Raw genomic sequence first — 16,637 nt, 5'->3', positions numbered from 1 at the left:
CCTTGATTGTACCTTGCTTTTATAGGGGGTGTTAGGTATTAAGACCCTATAGCGGCGTCTCATGCCCGTTTACACCATCGACGGGGGTCTGTTGGCTTGCCATTGTGACGGATTTCAAAGTATAAGCCCGCCCGTTGTTGACCGCCGCTATTGCCTACCGTGGCAATCATATCACCGGGGTTTACCCAGTCGCCGGTCTCTTTTAGCAGGCTCTGGTTATGGGCATATAAGCTCATATAGCCATCGCCGTGGTCAATAATTACCAACAGGCCTGAGCCCCGTAACCAGTCAGCAAAGACGACACGGCCAGAATGAATAGCTTCTACTTTGCTACCCTCCGTGGCGGGAATGGCCAGACCTTGCCAGCGCAGCGCGGTGCCGTTGCGTTTATAGCCAAAACGATTGCTGGGCTTGCCGCTAACCGGCCAGGGCAGTTTGCCCTTTAATTTACCAAAGGGGCTGTAGTCGCTGGGGATGCTGATATTGGCGAGGGTTTGCTCGACGGCGGCTAAAATTCGCTCCAGTTCACTGCGGTTTTTGGAGGCTTGCTTTAGCCGTTGGTCATTATTTTTAATGGCTGAATTGATTTTAGCGAGATTTTTCTGCCGTGCTTTTTTGCTGGCCAGCAGGCTTTGGTGCGCTTTGCCCAGTTTGGCTTTGGCATTGCTCAGGGTTTGGGTTTTTTCAACGATGCGGGGTTCAATGGTATTCAGCTCGCTGATGATATTGATGTAATTTTCAATTTGTTCGCTGCGAGCCTGGTTAAAATAATCGTAGTAGGTCAGGGCGCGGCTGATTTTATCCGGTTGCTCCTGATTGAGCAGGACTTTGATTTTTTTCTGTTGGCCAACTTGATAGGCTGCTAATACCTGTTGCTCAATAAATTTTTGTTGATCGCGGCGGGCGGTATTCAGTGCCTTGCGTTTGACTTGCAGTGATTCCAGTTCAGCTTGTTCCTGACTTAGCTGCTGCTGGATACCACGGATTTTCTTTTGTACTGAGCCAATATCAACTTCAGATTTTTGCAGTGAGTTTTGCACATCTGAACGCTGCCCTTTAAATTCAGACAGCAGCTTGCGCAGGGCGGCCATTTCTTTATTGAGCTGTTGGATTTGCTGCCGGGTTTTGGTTTCATCGTTGTTGGCGGCGCCGTGCAGGGGCAACAGTGCCAGGGCGATAGCGAGAAAAAAACCCAGTGATACGGTTTTTTTTCCAAGAGTAAAACGCTCGCCCATTTAGTGATATCCCATAGCTACTGAATCAATGATTACCAACGCAAGTGTAGACTACTTCACTGTAAGTAGTGAGTTTCCGGTCATTTCCGCGGGCTGTTCTAAATTCATCAACGTTAGTAGGGTTGGGGCTACATCGGCTAGTTTGCCCCCGTCTTGTTGCATGGTGACGGTTTTGTTGCCGACATAAATAAAGGGTACCAACTCCGTTGTGTGCTGGGTATGGGCCTGGCCAGAATCATAGTCCAGCATTTGTTCGCAGTTGCCATGGTCGGCGGTGATCAAACAATCTCCGCCCACGCTAAGTACTGCTTCACTAACCCGGCGCACACTTTCATCAATGGCTTCGGCGGCTTTTAACGCGGCTTCGTAGCTGCCAGTATGGCCAACCATATCGCCATTGGCGTAGTTGCAGATAATAGTGTCGTACTCTCCACTGCTAATAGCGGCAACCAGTTTATCCGTTACTTCCGGTGCGCTCATTTCGGGCTTAAGGTCGTAGGTGGCTACGTCAGGTGAGGGGACTAAGACCCGGTCTTCACCTTGATAGAGATCTTCTCTGCCACCACTAAAGAAAAAAGTGACATGGGCGTATTTTTCAGTTTCAGCAATCCGCAGCTGCTTTTTATCATTGGCTTCCATTAATTCGCCAAAGCTATTAGTGACCTTCTCTGGTGGAAAGGCGCTGGGCGCATTGATATCAGCGGCGTATTCAGTGGTGGTCACAAAGCTTGCCAGTGCCGGGGTTTTGTTGCGGGTAAATCCGTCAAAGTCCGCCTCCACAAAAGCGCGGGTAATTTCTCTGGCTCGGTCGGCGCGGAAGTTCATAAAGATAACCGTGTCGCCATCATTAATGGTGGCGCTTGGCTGGTCTGCGGACTGAATCAGCGTGGCGCTGACAAACTCGTCATTTTCGTCCCGCTGGTAGGCCGCGTTTAAACCGTCAATGGCGTTGTCAAAACGGTAATCGGCTTTCGCCTCAGTCAGCATATCGTAAGCCAGCTGAACCCGGTCCCAGCGGTTATCCCGGTCCATTGCGTAATAGCGACCGATTAACGAAGCGACACGGCCACAGCCGTACTCGGCAAATTTGTTGTCCATTGCCTGTAATGAGGATTGCGCACTGCGTGGCGGGGTATCCCTGCCATCCAGAAAAGCGTGTAAATACACTTGCTCAGCCCCCCGTTTGGCGGCCATATCAATCATCGCCAGAATATGGTTCTCATGGCTGTGTACACCACCTGGGGATAGCAGCCCAAACAGGTGTACGGCCTTGCCACTGCTAACGGCCTTATCAATAGCGTCTATATAGGTACTGTTCTCAAAGAAGTCGCCATCGGCAATGGCTTTATCAATACGGCTGATATTTTGGTAAACAATACGGCCGGCACCCAGGCTCATATGGCCTACTTCGGAGTTGCCCATCTGGCCATCGGGCAGGCCTACGCTCATACCCGAGCTGGAAATCAGCGTTTTGGGCTGTTCATTCCATAATCGGTCCCAATTGGGGGTGTTGGCGTTATAAATTGCGTTATCTTCCGGTGCTTCACGGTGGCCCCAGCCATCAAGAATGAGTAAAACAACGGGTTTTTTGCCAGTACTGTTTGCCATAGGTCGATCTTTCTTGTGTGCGAATGTTTTAGCGGGCGCTAATTCTACCGATTCCGGCGGCAGTTCGCTATGGCAGAGGTGGCTACTGGGGATATTCACAGTGTCAACAGGTGCTGCCGATGTGTATACTTGCGCCCTCAATTTATAAGCTCAGTGCTGAGGGTGCTGGGCGGTCAACGAGGTAAACCAGGGCGATGGCTCTATTTTTTGAATTTTTGGCTGAGCAGTGGATTGTCGCTTCAGCATTAATGGTCTGTATTGGCCTGTTAATTCGCCATGAGTCTGCTAAAGGCGGGCCAACATTAACTCCCCAGCAGTTGATTACTGAAGTTAACCAAAAGCAGGCTGTGGTCGTTGATCTGCGCGATAGCAAAGAGTTTGACCAGGGCCATATTGTCGACGCTATTAATATCCCCCATGCCAAACTGGCCAGCAGAATGACCGAGTTGGAAGCTTCAAAAGACAAGCCTATTATTCTGGTTTGTAAAATGGGGCAGCACTCCGGTACCGCTGGTAAGGCCATGGCAGCTGAGGGTTATAGTCAGGTGTCTCGCCTAAGTGGCGGTATGATGGAGTGGCAAAATATGCAGCTGCCACTTGTAACCAAATAATCCAGCCCCATAATAAGAGGCTGGCTAGCAATAGAGATTGTGAATTGTTATGTCAGATATTTATCTTTATACCACCCGTTTTTGTCCGTTTTGTGTACAGGCAAAGCAGTTATTGGACTCCAAAGGTTTGGCATATAGTGAAATTTCAGTCGATGGTGACCCTGAGTTGCGGCTGGAGATGATGAACCTTAGTGGCCGCCGGACGGTGCCGCAAATCTGGGTGGGTGAAACCCACGTAGGTGGTTGTGATGATTTATGGGCGCTGGAGCGCTCGGGCAAGCTGGACAGTTTGTTAAAGACAGAAGGCTTGAACCAAGCCGGTCAAAAAGTTTAATACTGAATTAAAATCTACTAAATACAAAATTTGAGGAACTATCATGGCCGAGAATGAAGCCGTTCAACAGCAGTTTGGCATACAGAAAGTTTACGTTAAAGACGCTTCTTTTGAATCCCCTATGGGTGCGGCGGTCTTTTCCAAGCAGTGGCAGCCTAAAGTTAATGTGGATATGAACACCAAAAACAATAAGTTGGCCGACGACAACTATGAAGTGGTGCTAACCATGACAGTGACCGCAACTATAGAAGAGCAAACGGCCTTATTGATTGAGGTTCAGCAAGCTGGCCTGTTTTTAGCCAAGGGTATTGAGGGTGAGCAGCTTCGTCAGGCGCTAGGTATTATGGGCCCTAACGTACTATTCCCTTATATTCGTGAAACCATTGACAGCATGGCGATTAAAGGTGGTTTTCCTGCCATCAACTTACAGCCCATCAACTTTGATGCGCTATATCGCCAAGCGGCCAGCCAACAGGCAGCCCAGCAGCAAGAAGCCGCTCAGCCAGACGCACACTAAGCTGGTTTGAGTCATTAAAAAACCGTCACTGTTTTGCAGTGGCGGTTTTTTATTGCCCGCCTTTAAAGTCTAATTGCCGCCAGGCCTCATAGACAAAAATAGCCACACTGTTAGACAGGTTTAAGCTGCGGCTTTGCGCCTGCATGGGTAATCGCAATAATTGTTCGGCGGCCATTTCTCCAAGGATATCATCAGGTAACCCCCGTGTTTCTGGTCCAAACACCAGTGCGTCACCCTCACTAAAGGGGGCTTCGGTATGGTTTCTCGACCCTTTGGTCGTGCAGGCATAGACCTGTTTGGGCTGAATTTTATCAATAAATTCGCTGAGCGAGGCATGGCTTTGCACTGCTGCCCATTCTGAATAATCCAGCCCTGCGCGGCGCAGTTTTTTATCATCCATATCAAAGCCCAGCGGTTCAATCAGGTGTAGCTTAAAACCGGTATTGGCACATAGCCGGATAATATTACCGGTGTTGGGTGGGATTTCAGGTTGGAAGAGTACGATATGAAGCATGGGATTATAATTTCCTTGGCAATCAGCACTTATTTTAATGACAAAAATAGACCTGCGCTTTATTTAAAAGCGACTATAATTTGTTAACAAAAGCATAGACTTACAAAAAATATGCTATGTAAATTCTAAGGTGCTGTTTTTTTATTCGATTGGCTAAAGGTTGATACCGCTATTCTAGCGCTAAATCTCGAGTCACTCGCGCTAAATAACTCAATAAAATTGGATTTCTAGGGAGAGGCAAAAGCGCCAATGGCGATATCTACTGCTTGGTTGAGTAAATGGTTCAATAAGAATGATACCGGGCGAGGCCGGGTCGGCCTCGCCGTGGGTCCAGATGGGCTGGCTATTACCATGGTCAACCATCTTGGTGTGCTTGAGTACTGCCAGTTCCATGATCCCCAGGGAGACAGCTCCCAGTTACTTGCTGATATCGTCGCTGAGAAAGGCTGGGAAGACACACCCTGCTCCGTGGTGTTGCACCCCGTGTATTATCAACTGTTATTGACTGAGGAACCTCCCGTTGAAGGCGACGAAATACAAGCCGCTGTCCGCTGGAAAGTTAAAGAATTTTTGGATTTTCCTGTCGAAGAAGCTGCCATTGCGTACTTCGGGCTACCGGAAGATGCTTACCGCGGTCGTCAAAAAATGCTTTACGCCGCTGCCCTGAGAAAAACCACCTTACAGAGTTTAATTTCCCCGATAGAGGCCAGTGGTTTGAATGTCGACTGTGTCGAAATTGCCGAACTGGCGATGCACAATATTATTTCTCGCTTGCCGCAAGAGGGGGGTGGCATAGCAATGGTACAGCTGCATGAGGGCGAGGGTTTTATCAACCTGGTTGAGGACGGCGCTGTTTACCTAACCCGTCGTTTGGATATCGGTTTGGATAAATTTAATGCCGGCGTTGATAACACGCGTTTTTTCGATGCCTTATTTTTGGAAATTCAGCGCTCGCTGGATTATTACGAGAGCCAACTGGGCAAAGGCATTATCACGCGCTTATTTTATTCTCCCGGTTTGCCTGAGACAGTACCGATTGGTGATTTTTTATCGGCACAATTAGGTTTAAATGTTGCCCCGCTGGAGTTATCCATGTGTGAAGTGGCAGAGGCTATCAGCGATAACGAACAGCTGATTCGCTCAGCCAGTGCGGTGGGTGCTGCACTGGGCCCGCAGCGGTCACAGGAGGCTATTCGTGCAGCATCTTAATCTTTATAGCGAACTGGACCGCGCCGTTGAACCGCCATTTTCCGGCCGTCAACAGCTATGGATTGTTGCGGCCGTCGTCGTTGTCATGGTACTGGTCTACGGCGTGTTACTGGTGGGCTCGCAATCCTTACAAAGTGAACGCGACGCTCTGGCCCAGCGCCAACTGACGATTTCAGACCAGTTGGAGCAGCTCAAAGAGCGGCAGGCAAAACTTGAGCGGGACAATAACCTGGATGCTGAAATTGCACTGCTGCTCAATGATATTGATTTTCGCCGCCAGCTACTGGCCAGCATCGACCCTAATACGAATCAAGTTGAAAACGGTTTTGCCGGCCATCTGGAAGGCTTGGCCAGGCAGCATATCGACGGTATGTGGTTGACTGAAATCCAGTTGCAGCAAGGGGGGCAGGACCTGGCCTTGATTGGCCGTACTCGTGCACCGGAATTTGTGCCTCGCTATTTGCAAAATCTGGCCACTGAAAGCATTTTCTCCGGGCGTCAATTTAAGGTCTTTAAAATGAGCATACCGGAAGGTGAAACTAATATTTTGGACTTTGAGCTGCGGGGACAAGAAACGATTAGCACCCCGGAATCAAAACCCATTAGGTAACGCAACAATGAATGATCGTCTTGCTACCGTACTGCAAAAAATTGATAGCCTGAATCAGCGCGAGCGAATTTTAGTCTTGCTCACCGCGCTGGTCCTGGTGGTAATGCTGCTGCAAATAGCCCTGCTTGACCCTCTACTCAGCAAGCGCCAAAAGCTGGCTAGCAACATTAAAAGCCTGAATAGCCAAATACAGCAACAAAGCAATGAAAAAACCATTCTTGAAGCCAGACTAACAGCGGGCATCAACCGGGATAAAATCAAACGCCGCGAGCAATTACAATCCCAGCGTGAACAACTGAACAAAAAAATTGAAGCATCGCTGGTGGCAATGATACCGCCACGCTTAATGCCAGAAGTATTAGAGCGTGTGCTGGCGGAAACCAAAGGCTTGAAATTACTCAGCATAGCAAACAAGCCTGTTGTGGCGGTGGTCAGACAGCAGCCAAAAACAGACAATTCAGGCAGTGATGCCGCGGTGCAGCAAGCCCTGTATAACCATGGTTTTATACTGCAATTAAAAGGCAATTATATGGAGGCGATAACTTACTTTGAAAAGTTATCAGAGCTGCCCTGGCGCTTCCATTGGGATGATATGCGCTATCAAGTTGAGCAATACCCTAACGCCATTATTACCCTGGAAGTACATACGGTGAGTATGTCTGAGGAGTGGATTGGTGTTTAAGCCGTTATTTAAGTTGTTTTTAAACAGGCCGATACTACTGAGTATCTTATTCACCCTGTCAACGGTGGCCTGGTCACTGGAAGATCCTACGCGGCCATCCAGTTATCGCTCGGTCGGCAAAAAGCAGGAAGGGCTGAGGCTGGAAAGTATTTTATTTAGTGAAACCCGTAAAGTCGCCGTGATTAATGGCAATGTGTTATCGGAGGGTGATGCTATGGGTGGTACCAAAGTCATTCGTATTAGCAAAAACAGTGTAATGGTCAGTGATAACGGAAAAAGCGTTACGCTGGAATTAAGCCGTACAGACATCAGGCAGGAAAAATAAATGCGTTATCAACAGCTCATAACCTTTGGTTTAACAGCAAGTTTGCTGGCTTCCTGTGCTATGACCCCAAGAGAAACCCGGGATAATTCTGGTATTGAATTAATTCAGGAAGAATTGGCTGCTATTGAAGAAAAGCCAGCTGTCGAAGAGGCGCTGCCGCCACCGCAGGTCGACGATGCCTTATTGCCACCTTTGATGGGCGATAGCCGCGGTACAGCATCCAGTGACTTATTTGATGTGTCTGTTGATGAAGTCAGTGCCCGCGATTTTTTTATGGGGCTGGTAAAAGGTACACCTTACAATATGGTAGTACATCCAGACGTGCAGGGCACGATTAGTCTGGAGTTACAAAATGTCGATATCGAAGAAGTAATGACCGTGGTCAATGATGTCTACGGTTACTCCTATAAAAAAAGGGGCAACCTGTACCAGATTTTACCGGGAGGTCTGCGTTCGGAAGTTTTCCATATTGACTATTTAAGTTTAAAGCGTAGCGGTGTTTCCGAAACCCAGGTCACCAATGGTGAGGTCACCGACGCTGGAACCAGCAACAGCGGCGGCAGTAGCAGTGACAGTAATAACAACAGCAACAACAGAAATAATAACAACAACAGTGGCAGTGGTGGGGGCAATGTAGGTGCCCAAATTAGAACCGAAACCGAGTCGGATTTTTGGACTGAACTACAGCAAACCCTAACCGTATTAGTCGGCGAGGGTGATGGTCGCCGCGTTATTGTTACCCCGCAGGCCGGTATTATTGTGATTCGGGCTATGCCCGAAGAAATTGATACTGCCAAAGACTTTTTACGTCGCGCTGAAATTATTATGCGCCGTCAGGTGGTCTTGGAAGCAAAAATTCTCGAAGTACAGCTGAGTGATAGCTATCAAACCGGTATCGATTGGACGGCCGTGGCTGATGTTAATGGCAATGACCTGGTATTTGGTGTTAACGGCTCGTCAGTCGTTAGCCCCAGTGGTATTGGTGGTGCGTTTAGCGGTGCCTTTACCTCGGATGATTTTACCGGGGTGATTCAGTTGCTGGAAACTCAGGGCAGTGTGCAAGTGCTATCCAGTCCAAGAATATCCACAGTGAATAACCAGAAGGCGGTGATTAAAGTCGGTCAGGACGAATTCTTTGTCACCGAAATTTCTAACACCACCACCACATCAACCGGTACTACCACTAACAACCCGGAAATCGAATTAACGCCTTTCTTCTCTGGTATTGCACTGGATGTTACGCCACAGATTAGTGAAGATGATGAAATTATTTTGCATATCCACCCATCCATTAGTGATGTAGAAGATCAGGTCAAAGTGATTACCCTCGGTGACCAGGTGGTCGAACTGCCGCTGGCTTTAAGCACTATTCGTGAGACCGATAGCGTTGTCTATGCACGCAGTGGTCAAGTTGTGGTCTTAGGGGGGTTGATGCAAAACCGTTCGCTGGATAATAACTCCGGTACGCCGGTATTTGGTGATATGCCCTTTGTGGGCCACCTGTTTAGCCAGCAGCGTAATGTAACGGTTAAAAATGAATTGGTGATTTTACTAAAGCCGGTGATTATGGGGCCGGATGGTCTGCCTGAAGCCACCCGCCGTTCACAGCAGCGCTTTGATGAATTCCGTCGGGTGTTAGACACGTCATACGGCGCAGATGATGAAGGTGGCAGTATTGAATGATTTACCCGCCAAGCCTAAAGCGAGCTTTATATAATGTATAAAGAGCACTTTGGCCTTAAGGATCAGCCCTTTGGCTTGACACCTAATACCGCTTTTTTTCTCAATGCCCAGGGGCATCGTGAAGCATTTAATATGCTACAGGTAGCGCTGGCTAATGGTGAAGGTTTTATCAAGGTGGTTGGTGAAGTGGGTACCGGTAAAACCATGTTATGCCGAAAATTACTGAATACACTGGATGATAGTTTCTATACCGCCTATATCCCCAATCCTTTTCTAAACCCTACCGCTTTATATCGCGCTATAGCTGAAGAGTTAGGTGTTAAATGTAAGTCTCGGGATGGGATTAATGAATATCAAAACAGCATCAACGAGCGATTAGTAGAATTGGTAGCTGAGGGAAAGCAGGTAGTCTTAGTGGTTGATGAAGCACAGGCTATGCCGCCAAAATCACTGGAAGCTCTGCGCTTAATTTCAAATCTGGAAACTGAAACCACCAAGCTAATTCATATTGTGTTGTTTGGTCAGCCCGAATTAGATCGTCTGTTGGCCCATGATAGTTTGCGTCAGTTACTGCAACGGGTGACATTCTCTTACGAATTACCCCCTTTAGATAAAGAAGGCACGAGAAATTATATTCAGCATCGTGTCGCTACAGCGGGCTATAACGGTGCTCAGTTATTTAATGAGAGCGCTTTGCAGTATGTGTATAAAGCCAGCAAGGGCGTGCCACGGCTGGTTAATATTCTTTGCCACAAAGCGTTGATGGCAGCCTATGGTAAAGGGGATCAGCAGGTCACCAAAGGGCATTTAGTGTCCGCCGTTAAAGATACTGAAGGTGTTGATTTGCCCGGTAGTGTGACGGGTTGGGTTTTTGCCGCTTCTGTCGCAGTAGGTTTAGGTATTATGTTGGGGCTGTTTTTTACAATGCCAGGTGGTTTTCAATGAGTTTGGTCAACGATATGCTGAACGATCTGGATGATCGTCGCAATCAGCAGGCCAGGGAGGAGGTCAATCTCGATTGGATGACCGGGCAAAAGCAGACCAGTAAAAATAAATGGTTGATGCCTTTATTATCTCTGGCAGTGATTGTTCTATTTATTGTTGTCGCCTTTTCAGTTTTTCAATATCAAACTACCGCCAACTCATCGGCGATCGATAAATTGGCTGCCATTAAAAAACCGGTTGCGGAAAAGCCTGTTAAACCTGAAGTGGTCGCGGTAGAAAAACAACGAGAACCCGTCGAGACAGTTGTGCCTTCAGTTGTTGAAGTGGCGCCCGTAGCCAAGGCGATAGTCACCAGTCCCGTACAAAAGCCCGTTGCAAGCAAAAGTTTGCCAAAGGCATCGCCGCCACCAGCAGCTGCAAAAAAACCGATTAAAAAACAAAAGCCATTATCCCTGCCTCAGCGTGATTTGATAGCCAGTCAGGAAGCGAAAAAATTAATTCGTAATAACCAGTCAGTCGTCGCTGAAGAAAAACTGGCTGCGTTTATGCAGAAAAATCCCTTGGCAATTCGCTCCGGTAAAGTGCTGGCTTCACTGTGGTTGTCGCAGAAAAAAGAAGCGCAGGCGCAGCAGTTATTAGTGCCATTACGCGATATCGCTCCCAGAGATATTGAACTGATTATGATTCAGGCGCGCTTGTTTTATGCCGCAGGTAATCCGCTTGAGGCTATTGCGTTGATGAAAACCGAACGCCCGGCGGTTAATGTCCATGCTGGCTATTATGAGTTGTTGGGTTTTATTGCCAGAAGCGATCAGCAGTATGAATTGTCTGTGCAGTCCTATCGTCGTTTGTTGGAATATGATGCCAGTCGTGGTGACTGGTGGGTCGGTATGGCCATTGCGTTAGATATGCAAAGTAAGAGCGCGTTGGCTAAAGAAGCGTATCGGCGGGGGATTGATTCACGCCGTATTAGCAAGTCATTAAATGACTATGCCAGAAAACGACTGGCAGCCCTGTAGTGGGTTACAAATTAGCAATAAAGGTAGAGACCATTGCCTAATACAGAAAGAAAGAAAATTCGCCTCGGCGACCTGCTGGTGCAAAATAATCTGATCACTGATGATCAGTTAGGGGATGCACTTGCCTCGCAAAAACAAAGCGGAAAAAAATTAGGTCGTGCGCTCATTGATCTGGGTATGGTAGAAGAAGATGCCCTGCTAAATCTTTTGTCGCAGCAGTTGGATGTACCTTTTATTCAACTAAGAAATTTTGATTTTAAGCCAGAGATTACCCAGCGTTTACCCGAATCCTATGCCCGCCGATTTAGGGCTGTGGTATTAACCGAAGAAAATGGCGCTTTGGTGGTAGGGATGGCAGACCCTACAGATATCTTTGGCTTCGATGAATTGTCCAGAATATTACAGCAACCATTAGCGTTGGCGGTAGTTCGTGAAAATGAACTTTTGGAAGCGCTGGATATGCTCTACCGTCGTACCAGCGAGATTGCTTCCTTTGCGGAAGAGTTGAGTGATGAGCTGGGCGATCAATCTATAGAAGTGGATTTGTTAGAGGCCACCGGCGCTGAAGATGCGCCTGTGGTCAAACTGCTGCAATCTATTTTTGAGGATGCGGTACAGGTTAATGCCTCGGATATCCATATCGAGCCCGATGAAAATGTGCTGCGTATTCGCCAGCGTGTTGATGGTGTTTTACAAGAGCATGTGATGAATGAAAAGCGTATCGCCTCTGCGGTGGTGCTGCGCTTAAAGCTAATGTCCGGTTTAAATATTTCAGAAAAGCGCCTGCCGCAGGATGGCCGCTTTCATATCAATATTAAAAACCGCCCGATTGATGTGCGTATATCGACATTGCCAGCGCAGCATGGTGAATCGGTAGTAATGCGTTTGCTCGACCAAAGCCAGGGTATGGCGGACTTAAACAATGTTGGTATGCCAGAACATATACTGGCGCGTTTTCGCCAGCAAATAAAACGGCCCCATGGTTTGATTTTGGTGACAGGCCCGACCGGTAGCGGTAAAACCACATCGCTTTATGGCGCCTTGCAAGAATTAAACAGCGCCGAGAAAAAAATTATTACCGTTGAAGATCCGGTGGAATATACCTTGCCCCGTATTACTCAGGTGCAGGTCCATGACAAGATTGGTTTTGATTTCGGCGCGGTGCTGCGCTCATCGCTGCGGCAAGATCCCGATATCTTATTGGTGGGTGAGATTCGTGACCAGGAAACCGCCGAGATTGCTGTGCGGGCTTCTTTAACCGGTCACCTGGTATTATCCACCCTGCACACCAATGACGCGATTACCAGTGCCATGCGCCTTATCGATGTGGGTTTGGAGGGCTATTTGGTGGCCAGTGCTTTACGTGCTGTGGTGGCACAGCGTTTGGTGCGAAGAATTTGTAATAGCTGTAAAGAAACCTACCAACCAGATGAGCAAGAAAACATTTGGCTACGATCAATCAACCCGGGTGTTGATTTAGCTACGCTAACGTTTTTACGGGGCCGAGGTTGTTCTCACTGTAATAATACCGGCTACCGTGGCCGTATTGGTATTTTTGAATTTTTAGAAATTGATAATGCGCTGGCAGATACCTTGCGCTCTGCAGACCCGCTGGCTTTTGGTCGCGCAGCAAGACAGCAGCAAGGTTTTAAAACCCTGAGCCAATGTGCGCTGGATTATGCGGCTGAGGGTATTACCACATTGGATGAAGTCTTTAGAGTGTCTGAGCAGTTGGCTGAAGAATCTCTTGAAAGTCTGGTAAGTGAGGGAGCATAGCCATGGCCAAATTTAGCTATCGCGGCAGAGATGACAAAGGGGAATTAGTCTCCGGTGTTATTGATGCTGGCTCTGCGGATAGCGTGGCTTCACAGTTGGCAGGCAATGGTGTGACGCCCATTGCCATCAACGAAAATATTGTCGCTAAGGCGATTGAGATGCCCGATATTTTTCAGCAGAAAGTCACGCTGGAAGAGCTGAGTATGTTCTGTCGCCAAATGTATAGTTTGACGCGTTCAGGGGTGGTGCTAAATCGCGCCATTCGAGGTTTGGCGGAGTCGTTACGTAATGAGCGCTTAACGACGGTGTTATTAGATGTTGAAACCAGCCTAAACTCAGGGGTTAACCTGTCTTCTGCTCTGGGCAAGCATCCGGATATTTTTGACAGTCTGTTTGTGAATATTATCAATGTTGGCGAAAGTTCAGGCCGTCTTGAAGTTGCGTTCCAACAATTGTCCAATTATATGGAGCTGGAAAAAGATACCCGTCGTCGAATTTCATCCGCTGTACGCTATCCCATCTTTGTATTAACCGCGATATCCATTGCCATCGTGGTGCTGAATATTTTTGTAATCCCGGTTTTTGCCGATTTATTTTCAAAATTTGGTGCGGACCTTCCCTGGGCTACCCGTATATTAATTGGTACCTCGAATTTCTTTGTAGAAGAATGGCCGTTGATCATTGTATTTTCCCTGGGCTCAGTGATTGGTATTCGCTATTACATTAATACCGAGGCGGGGCGATTTAAACTGGACCGGGTTAAATTACGCATTCCATTAATAGGCTCGATTTTAGAGCGGGCCACACTGGCGCGCTTTAGTCGCAGCTTTGCCTTGATGCTCAACTCCGGTGTGCCTTTGATTCAGGCGCTGGAGCTCTCTTCCCAGGCCGTCGGTAATAGCTATATGGCCAAAAATATTCGCGGTATGAGGGAAGGTATCCAGCGCGGTGAAAGCCTGTTGCGCAGTGCCTTACACAGCGGAATGTTTACCCCCTTGGTATTGCAAATGATTCAGGTGGGTGAAGAGACCGGTCAGGTCGACGAAATGCTAAACGAAGTTGCAGAGTTTTATGAACAAGAGGTGGATTACGACTTAAAAAACCTCTCAAGTTATATCGAACCAATACTGATTGCCTGTATTGCGGGCCTGGTAATGATTCTTGCACTGGGCATCTTCCTGCCCATGTGGGACATGATGAATGTGATGCAGGGCTAACTTTTGACGATTACTACGGCCTTGGCAGGGCTAATGGCGAATATCAAAAGTGGCCTCTAAATTATTGTCTATACTGGAAATATGAGTATGAATACTACAAAGCTAACGTTATTAATGAGTCACCCGTCGGCACAGGGCTACCGCCGGTCCAAGGGCTTTACCTTGATTGAGCTGGTTATCGTTATTATCTTACTGGGCCTGCTCGCAGCTGCGGCTTTGCCCAGATTGTTAAGTGCCACTGATGAGGCGGAAGTAGCCAGTCTTGAAGGTGTGGCGGGTGGTTTTAGTACCGGCGTCTCTATTGCGCATGCCCAGTGGGCAGCCGATGGCAATGTTGCCGGTGGCAGCACCTCCGCGGCAGCCAAGATAGCGATCAACCTCGATGGCAAAGTGTTTTATATGAATGAGTATGGTTGGCCGGCCAATATCAATAGCGGTGATGATGCTGCAGCAAACGGGCAAACGGCCGATGAATGTAAACAGGTGTTTGACAATATTTTACAGAGTTCGCCCTCATCAACGGTGAATTCAGGAAATCGCAGTAATAATCGTTACTTTATTTCTGTCGTTGCTGGAGCCGGTGGCAGTATTGCAGGAGAAACCGGTGATGTCTGTCGCTATGAATTGATTTTAAACAGTAGCGCCGCCGCCACAGAAACACATTATTTTGATTACGATTTGGTTGATGGTCAGGTTACCGTTATCTATCCGGACCAGAACTAAGTTTTTCAACCAGATATTTACAATCAGGCATTTAACACAAGGGATTTATTATGTTCAAGCAAAAGCAAACGGGTTTTACCTTAGTCGAATTAGTGATAGTGATTGTCTTGCTGGGTCTGTTAGCGGCGACAGCGCTGCCCAGATTTTTAAATGTCACCGATGATGCCCAGCGAGCTTCCCTTGAGGGTGTTGCTGGCGGATTTACCACCGGCTTATTATTAGTGCGAGCCCAGTGGGTGGCAGAGGGTAATACCCAGCCCGCAGCAGAAGGTGTGGCAGTTGAAATGGATGGTGCCACTATCTTTGTTAATGAAAATGGCTGGCCCGCCAAAACCAATAACGCCAATAATGCCGGCACCACCGATATGAATGATGCCCGTTGCCAACAGGTATGGGAGGGGATACTGCAAAGTCCGCCAACCTCTGTAGCTGGCAATGGTGCGGTTGATGGTGAGCGATTTGTGATTACCGCACAAGGAGGCAGCACTTGTCGCTACGCGTTGGTGATTAATGATGCTGAGAGCCCGGATTATTTCTTTGAATATGATGTTGTAACTGGCACCGTTACAGTAACCAACCCTTAATAGCATAGCCCGTGAATAGACGGCCATTATAAGTTTTAGATAGAGGTTTATATGATGAAAAAGCAACAATCAGGTTTTACGTTAATTGAATTGGTGGCGGTGATTGTCTTACTGGGTATTCTGGCGGTAACGGCTTTGCCACGGTTTGTAAATCTACAGCAGGATGCCCGTTTGTCCGTATTGGATGGTTTAATCGCAGCAACCCAGGGCGCAGGTGCCCAGGTCTATGCCAAATCCTTGATCGACGGTACCGAGGGTGAGGCCAGCGGTGAAACGGTCAGTGTTAATGGTCAAAATATTGCGCTTGTTTACGGTTATCCTGGCCGTGCCTCAATTGCCAATGCGATGGACTTAAGCGGTGGTGTCGGTCCCGATACCGACGTGGCTACTAATGGCATTATTGGCTTCGACAAAGAAGGTGATGGCGATGTAGAAGGTGGTGAGTGCTATATTATCTATACAGAAGCCACTGATGGTGTTGCCCCAGTTACACCACTGACGGTTGTGACTGGCTGTTAATTATTTCATCTATAGATTAAGCGCTGCGTAAGCAGCGCTTTATATTATGAAGGTATTCTCCCGCGCCGATGGTTTTAGTTTAATAGAGCTGGTTACCGTTATTCTCCTGCTCGGCATTGTCGCAACTGTTGTTCTCCCCCGTTTTTCATCCCGTGATGGCTTTGTTGAATATGCCGCCCGGGATCAATGGATTTCCTCTTTTCGTTTTGCCCAGCAGCGCGCTATGTATGATCACAGTGGTAATTGCTATTCCATGGCAACTGCTAGTGGTGGCTTTGGCTCCCAGCAGGAGGGCGCTTTTTTTGGCCCCGTTGGTGAGGTTAACTATACGGGTGACTATAATGGCATTGAAGTCACCGATGATGGTGACAATAGTTTTGATTTATTCTTTGATGGCTTGGGTAATGTCTATTCAACAGATTGCGCAGATACCCCAATCAGTAACCCTTTAGAAATAACCGTTACCCCCGGAGATTTAGTGATTAGTATTTATCCCACTGGCTTTATTAAAGCCGGGGAGGATTAA

19 protein-coding genes are annotated in these 16,637 nt (G+C 47.8%); 16 read left to right on the top strand and 3 right to left on the bottom strand.

Translation table 11 applies throughout. From position 1 onward, the window contains the following. Positions 1 to 59: 59 nt before the first annotated feature. A complete protein-coding gene (locus tag BST96_RS05385; protein ID WP_085757718.1) occupies positions 60 to 1,235 on the bottom strand; it encodes a murein hydrolase activator EnvC family protein in 1,176 nt (391 codons plus the stop codon). A 51-nt stretch (positions 1,236 to 1,286) separates the two neighbouring features. Next, complete coding sequence (gpmM, locus tag BST96_RS05380) at positions 1,287 to 2,843, bottom strand: 2,3-bisphosphoglycerate-independent phosphoglycerate mutase (RefSeq protein ID WP_085757717.1); 1,557 nt, start codon at positions 2,841 to 2,843, stop codon at positions 1,287 to 1,289. A 194-nt stretch (positions 2,844 to 3,037) separates the two neighbouring features. On the opposite strand from gpmM, the gene BST96_RS05375 reads away from it, so the two are divergent. The 3 genes from BST96_RS05375 to secB are packed head-to-tail and all read left to right on the top strand — an operon-like array spanning position 3,038 to position 4,305. Then, entirely contained in the window at positions 3,038 to 3,454 is a 417-nt protein-coding gene (locus BST96_RS05375) for a rhodanese-like domain-containing protein (RefSeq protein ID WP_085757716.1), read from the top strand. Between the two features lie 49 nt (positions 3,455 to 3,503). Next, on the top strand, positions 3,504 to 3,788 hold the full coding sequence (grxC, locus tag BST96_RS05370; protein WP_085757715.1) for a glutaredoxin 3: 285 nt from the start codon (positions 3,504 to 3,506) through the stop codon (positions 3,786 to 3,788). Between the two features lie 43 nt (positions 3,789 to 3,831). Continuing rightward, positions 3,832 to 4,305, top strand: a complete 474-nt coding sequence (gene secB, locus BST96_RS05365) for a protein-export chaperone SecB (protein WP_085757714.1) — start codon at positions 3,832 to 3,834, stop codon at positions 4,303 to 4,305. A gap of 49 nt (positions 4,306 to 4,354) precedes the next feature. On the opposite strand, the gene trmL is transcribed toward secB, so the two are convergent. Beyond that, the gene (trmL, locus tag BST96_RS05360) at positions 4,355 to 4,819 is read right to left on the bottom strand and encodes a tRNA (uridine(34)/cytosine(34)/5-carboxymethylaminomethyluridine(34)-2'-O)-methyltransferase TrmL (RefSeq protein ID WP_085757713.1); all 465 of its coding nucleotides are present in this window, start codon (positions 4,817 to 4,819) and stop codon (positions 4,355 to 4,357) included. 249 nt (positions 4,820 to 5,068) lie between these two features. Here trmL and BST96_RS05355 point away from each other — a divergent pair, with 249 nt between their 5' ends. The 13 genes from BST96_RS05355 (at position 5,069) to BST96_RS21215 (ending at position 16,637) form a co-directional block, all read left to right on the top strand. Continuing rightward, positions 5,069 to 6,028, top strand: coding sequence for a type IV pilus biogenesis protein PilM (locus BST96_RS05355; RefSeq protein ID WP_085757712.1), 960 nt, complete (start codon positions 5,069 to 5,071; stop codon positions 6,026 to 6,028). Next, on the top strand, positions 6,015 to 6,638 hold the full coding sequence (locus BST96_RS05350; protein ID WP_085757711.1) for a PilN domain-containing protein: 624 nt from the start codon (positions 6,015 to 6,017) through the stop codon (positions 6,636 to 6,638). The genes BST96_RS05355 and BST96_RS05350 overlap by 14 nt, the downstream gene beginning before the upstream one ends. A gap of 7 nt (positions 6,639 to 6,645) precedes the next feature. Next, positions 6,646 to 7,320, top strand: coding sequence for a hypothetical protein (locus BST96_RS05345; RefSeq protein ID WP_085757710.1), 675 nt, complete (start codon positions 6,646 to 6,648; stop codon positions 7,318 to 7,320). Further along, the gene (locus BST96_RS05340; RefSeq protein WP_085757709.1) at positions 7,313 to 7,645 is read left to right on the top strand and encodes a hypothetical protein; all 333 of its coding nucleotides are present in this window, start codon (positions 7,313 to 7,315) and stop codon (positions 7,643 to 7,645) included. Before BST96_RS05345 ends, BST96_RS05340 begins: the two co-directional genes overlap by 8 nt. After that, positions 7,646 to 9,328 (top strand): pilus (MSHA type) biogenesis protein MshL, encoded by a 1,683-nt coding sequence (gene mshL / locus BST96_RS05335; protein ID WP_085757708.1) that lies wholly within the window; start codon positions 7,646 to 7,648, stop codon positions 9,326 to 9,328. It begins immediately after the preceding gene. Between the two features lie 33 nt (positions 9,329 to 9,361). After that, complete coding sequence (locus tag BST96_RS05330) at positions 9,362 to 10,273, top strand: ExeA family protein (protein ID WP_085757707.1); 912 nt, start codon at positions 9,362 to 9,364, stop codon at positions 10,271 to 10,273. Further along, entirely contained in the window at positions 10,270 to 11,292 is a 1,023-nt protein-coding gene (locus tag BST96_RS05325) for a tetratricopeptide repeat protein (protein WP_085757706.1), read from the top strand. Before BST96_RS05330 ends, BST96_RS05325 begins: the two co-directional genes overlap by 4 nt. A gap of 33 nt (positions 11,293 to 11,325) precedes the next feature. Further along, entirely contained in the window at positions 11,326 to 13,068 is a 1,743-nt protein-coding gene (locus BST96_RS05320; protein WP_206045403.1) for a GspE/PulE family protein, read from the top strand. 2 nt (positions 13,069 to 13,070) lie between these two features. After that, the gene (locus BST96_RS05315; RefSeq protein WP_085757705.1) at positions 13,071 to 14,285 is read left to right on the top strand and encodes a type II secretion system F family protein; all 1,215 of its coding nucleotides are present in this window, start codon (positions 13,071 to 13,073) and stop codon (positions 14,283 to 14,285) included. Between the two features lie 87 nt (positions 14,286 to 14,372). After that, positions 14,373 to 15,008, top strand: coding sequence for a type II secretion system protein (locus BST96_RS05310; protein ID WP_206045402.1), 636 nt, complete (start codon positions 14,373 to 14,375; stop codon positions 15,006 to 15,008). Positions 15,009 to 15,058: 50 nt separating this feature from the next. Further along, a complete protein-coding gene (locus BST96_RS21225) occupies positions 15,059 to 15,592 on the top strand; it encodes a type II secretion system protein (protein WP_085757703.1) in 534 nt (177 codons plus the stop codon). A gap of 51 nt (positions 15,593 to 15,643) precedes the next feature. Next, positions 15,644 to 16,111, top strand: a complete 468-nt coding sequence (locus BST96_RS21220) for a type II secretion system protein (protein WP_276206926.1) — start codon at positions 15,644 to 15,646, stop codon at positions 16,109 to 16,111. Positions 16,112 to 16,157: 46 nt separating this feature from the next. Then, positions 16,158 to 16,637, top strand: coding sequence for a pilus assembly FimT family protein (locus tag BST96_RS21215; RefSeq protein ID WP_085757701.1), 480 nt, complete (start codon positions 16,158 to 16,160; stop codon positions 16,635 to 16,637).

It is taken from the genome of Oceanicoccus sagamiensis (genome assembly GCF_002117105.1).
In the GTDB taxonomy this organism is placed as follows: Bacteria; Pseudomonadota; Gammaproteobacteria; order Pseudomonadales; family Dasaniaceae; genus Oceanicoccus; species Oceanicoccus sagamiensis.
The sequence above is the reverse complement of the archived record's forward strand: the minus strand, read 5'-3'. Positions and strand labels throughout refer to the sequence as shown.

Bases quoted from the DNA above. Each gene is read 5' to 3' on its own strand.
- BST96_RS21215 (WP_085757701.1), top strand. From the start codon at position 16,158: ATGAAGGTATTCTCCCGCGCCGATGGTTTTAGTTTAATAGAGCTGGTT.
- BST96_RS05325 (WP_085757706.1), top strand. From the start codon at position 10,270: ATGAGTTTGGTCAACGATATGCTGAACGATCTGGATGATCGTCGCAAT.
- BST96_RS05385 (WP_085757718.1), bottom strand. From the start codon at position 1,235: ATGGGCGAGCGTTTTACTCTTGGAAAAAAAACCGTATCACTGGGTTTT.
- BST96_RS21220 (WP_276206926.1), top strand. From the start codon at position 15,644: ATGATGAAAAAGCAACAATCAGGTTTTACGTTAATTGAATTGGTGGCG.
- trmL (WP_085757713.1), bottom strand. From the start codon at position 4,819: ATGCTTCATATCGTACTCTTCCAACCTGAAATCCCACCCAACACCGGT.
- mshL (WP_085757708.1), top strand. From the start codon at position 7,646: ATGCGTTATCAACAGCTCATAACCTTTGGTTTAACAGCAAGTTTGCTG.
- BST96_RS05310 (WP_206045402.1), top strand. From the start codon at position 14,373: ATGAATACTACAAAGCTAACGTTATTAATGAGTCACCCGTCGGCACAG.
- BST96_RS05375 (WP_085757716.1), top strand. From the start codon at position 3,038: ATGGCTCTATTTTTTGAATTTTTGGCTGAGCAGTGGATTGTCGCTTCA.
- secB (WP_085757714.1), top strand. From the start codon at position 3,832: ATGGCCGAGAATGAAGCCGTTCAACAGCAGTTTGGCATACAGAAAGTT.
- BST96_RS05330 (WP_085757707.1), top strand. From the start codon at position 9,362: ATGTATAAAGAGCACTTTGGCCTTAAGGATCAGCCCTTTGGCTTGACA.
- BST96_RS05345 (WP_085757710.1), top strand. From the start codon at position 6,646: ATGAATGATCGTCTTGCTACCGTACTGCAAAAAATTGATAGCCTGAAT.
- BST96_RS05315 (WP_085757705.1), top strand. From the start codon at position 13,071: ATGGCCAAATTTAGCTATCGCGGCAGAGATGACAAAGGGGAATTAGTC.
- BST96_RS21225 (WP_085757703.1), top strand. From the start codon at position 15,059: ATGTTCAAGCAAAAGCAAACGGGTTTTACCTTAGTCGAATTAGTGATA.
- BST96_RS05355 (WP_085757712.1), top strand. From the start codon at position 5,069: ATGGCGATATCTACTGCTTGGTTGAGTAAATGGTTCAATAAGAATGAT.
- gpmM (WP_085757717.1), bottom strand. From the start codon at position 2,843: ATGGCAAACAGTACTGGCAAAAAACCCGTTGTTTTACTCATTCTTGAT.
- grxC (WP_085757715.1), top strand. From the start codon at position 3,504: ATGTCAGATATTTATCTTTATACCACCCGTTTTTGTCCGTTTTGTGTA.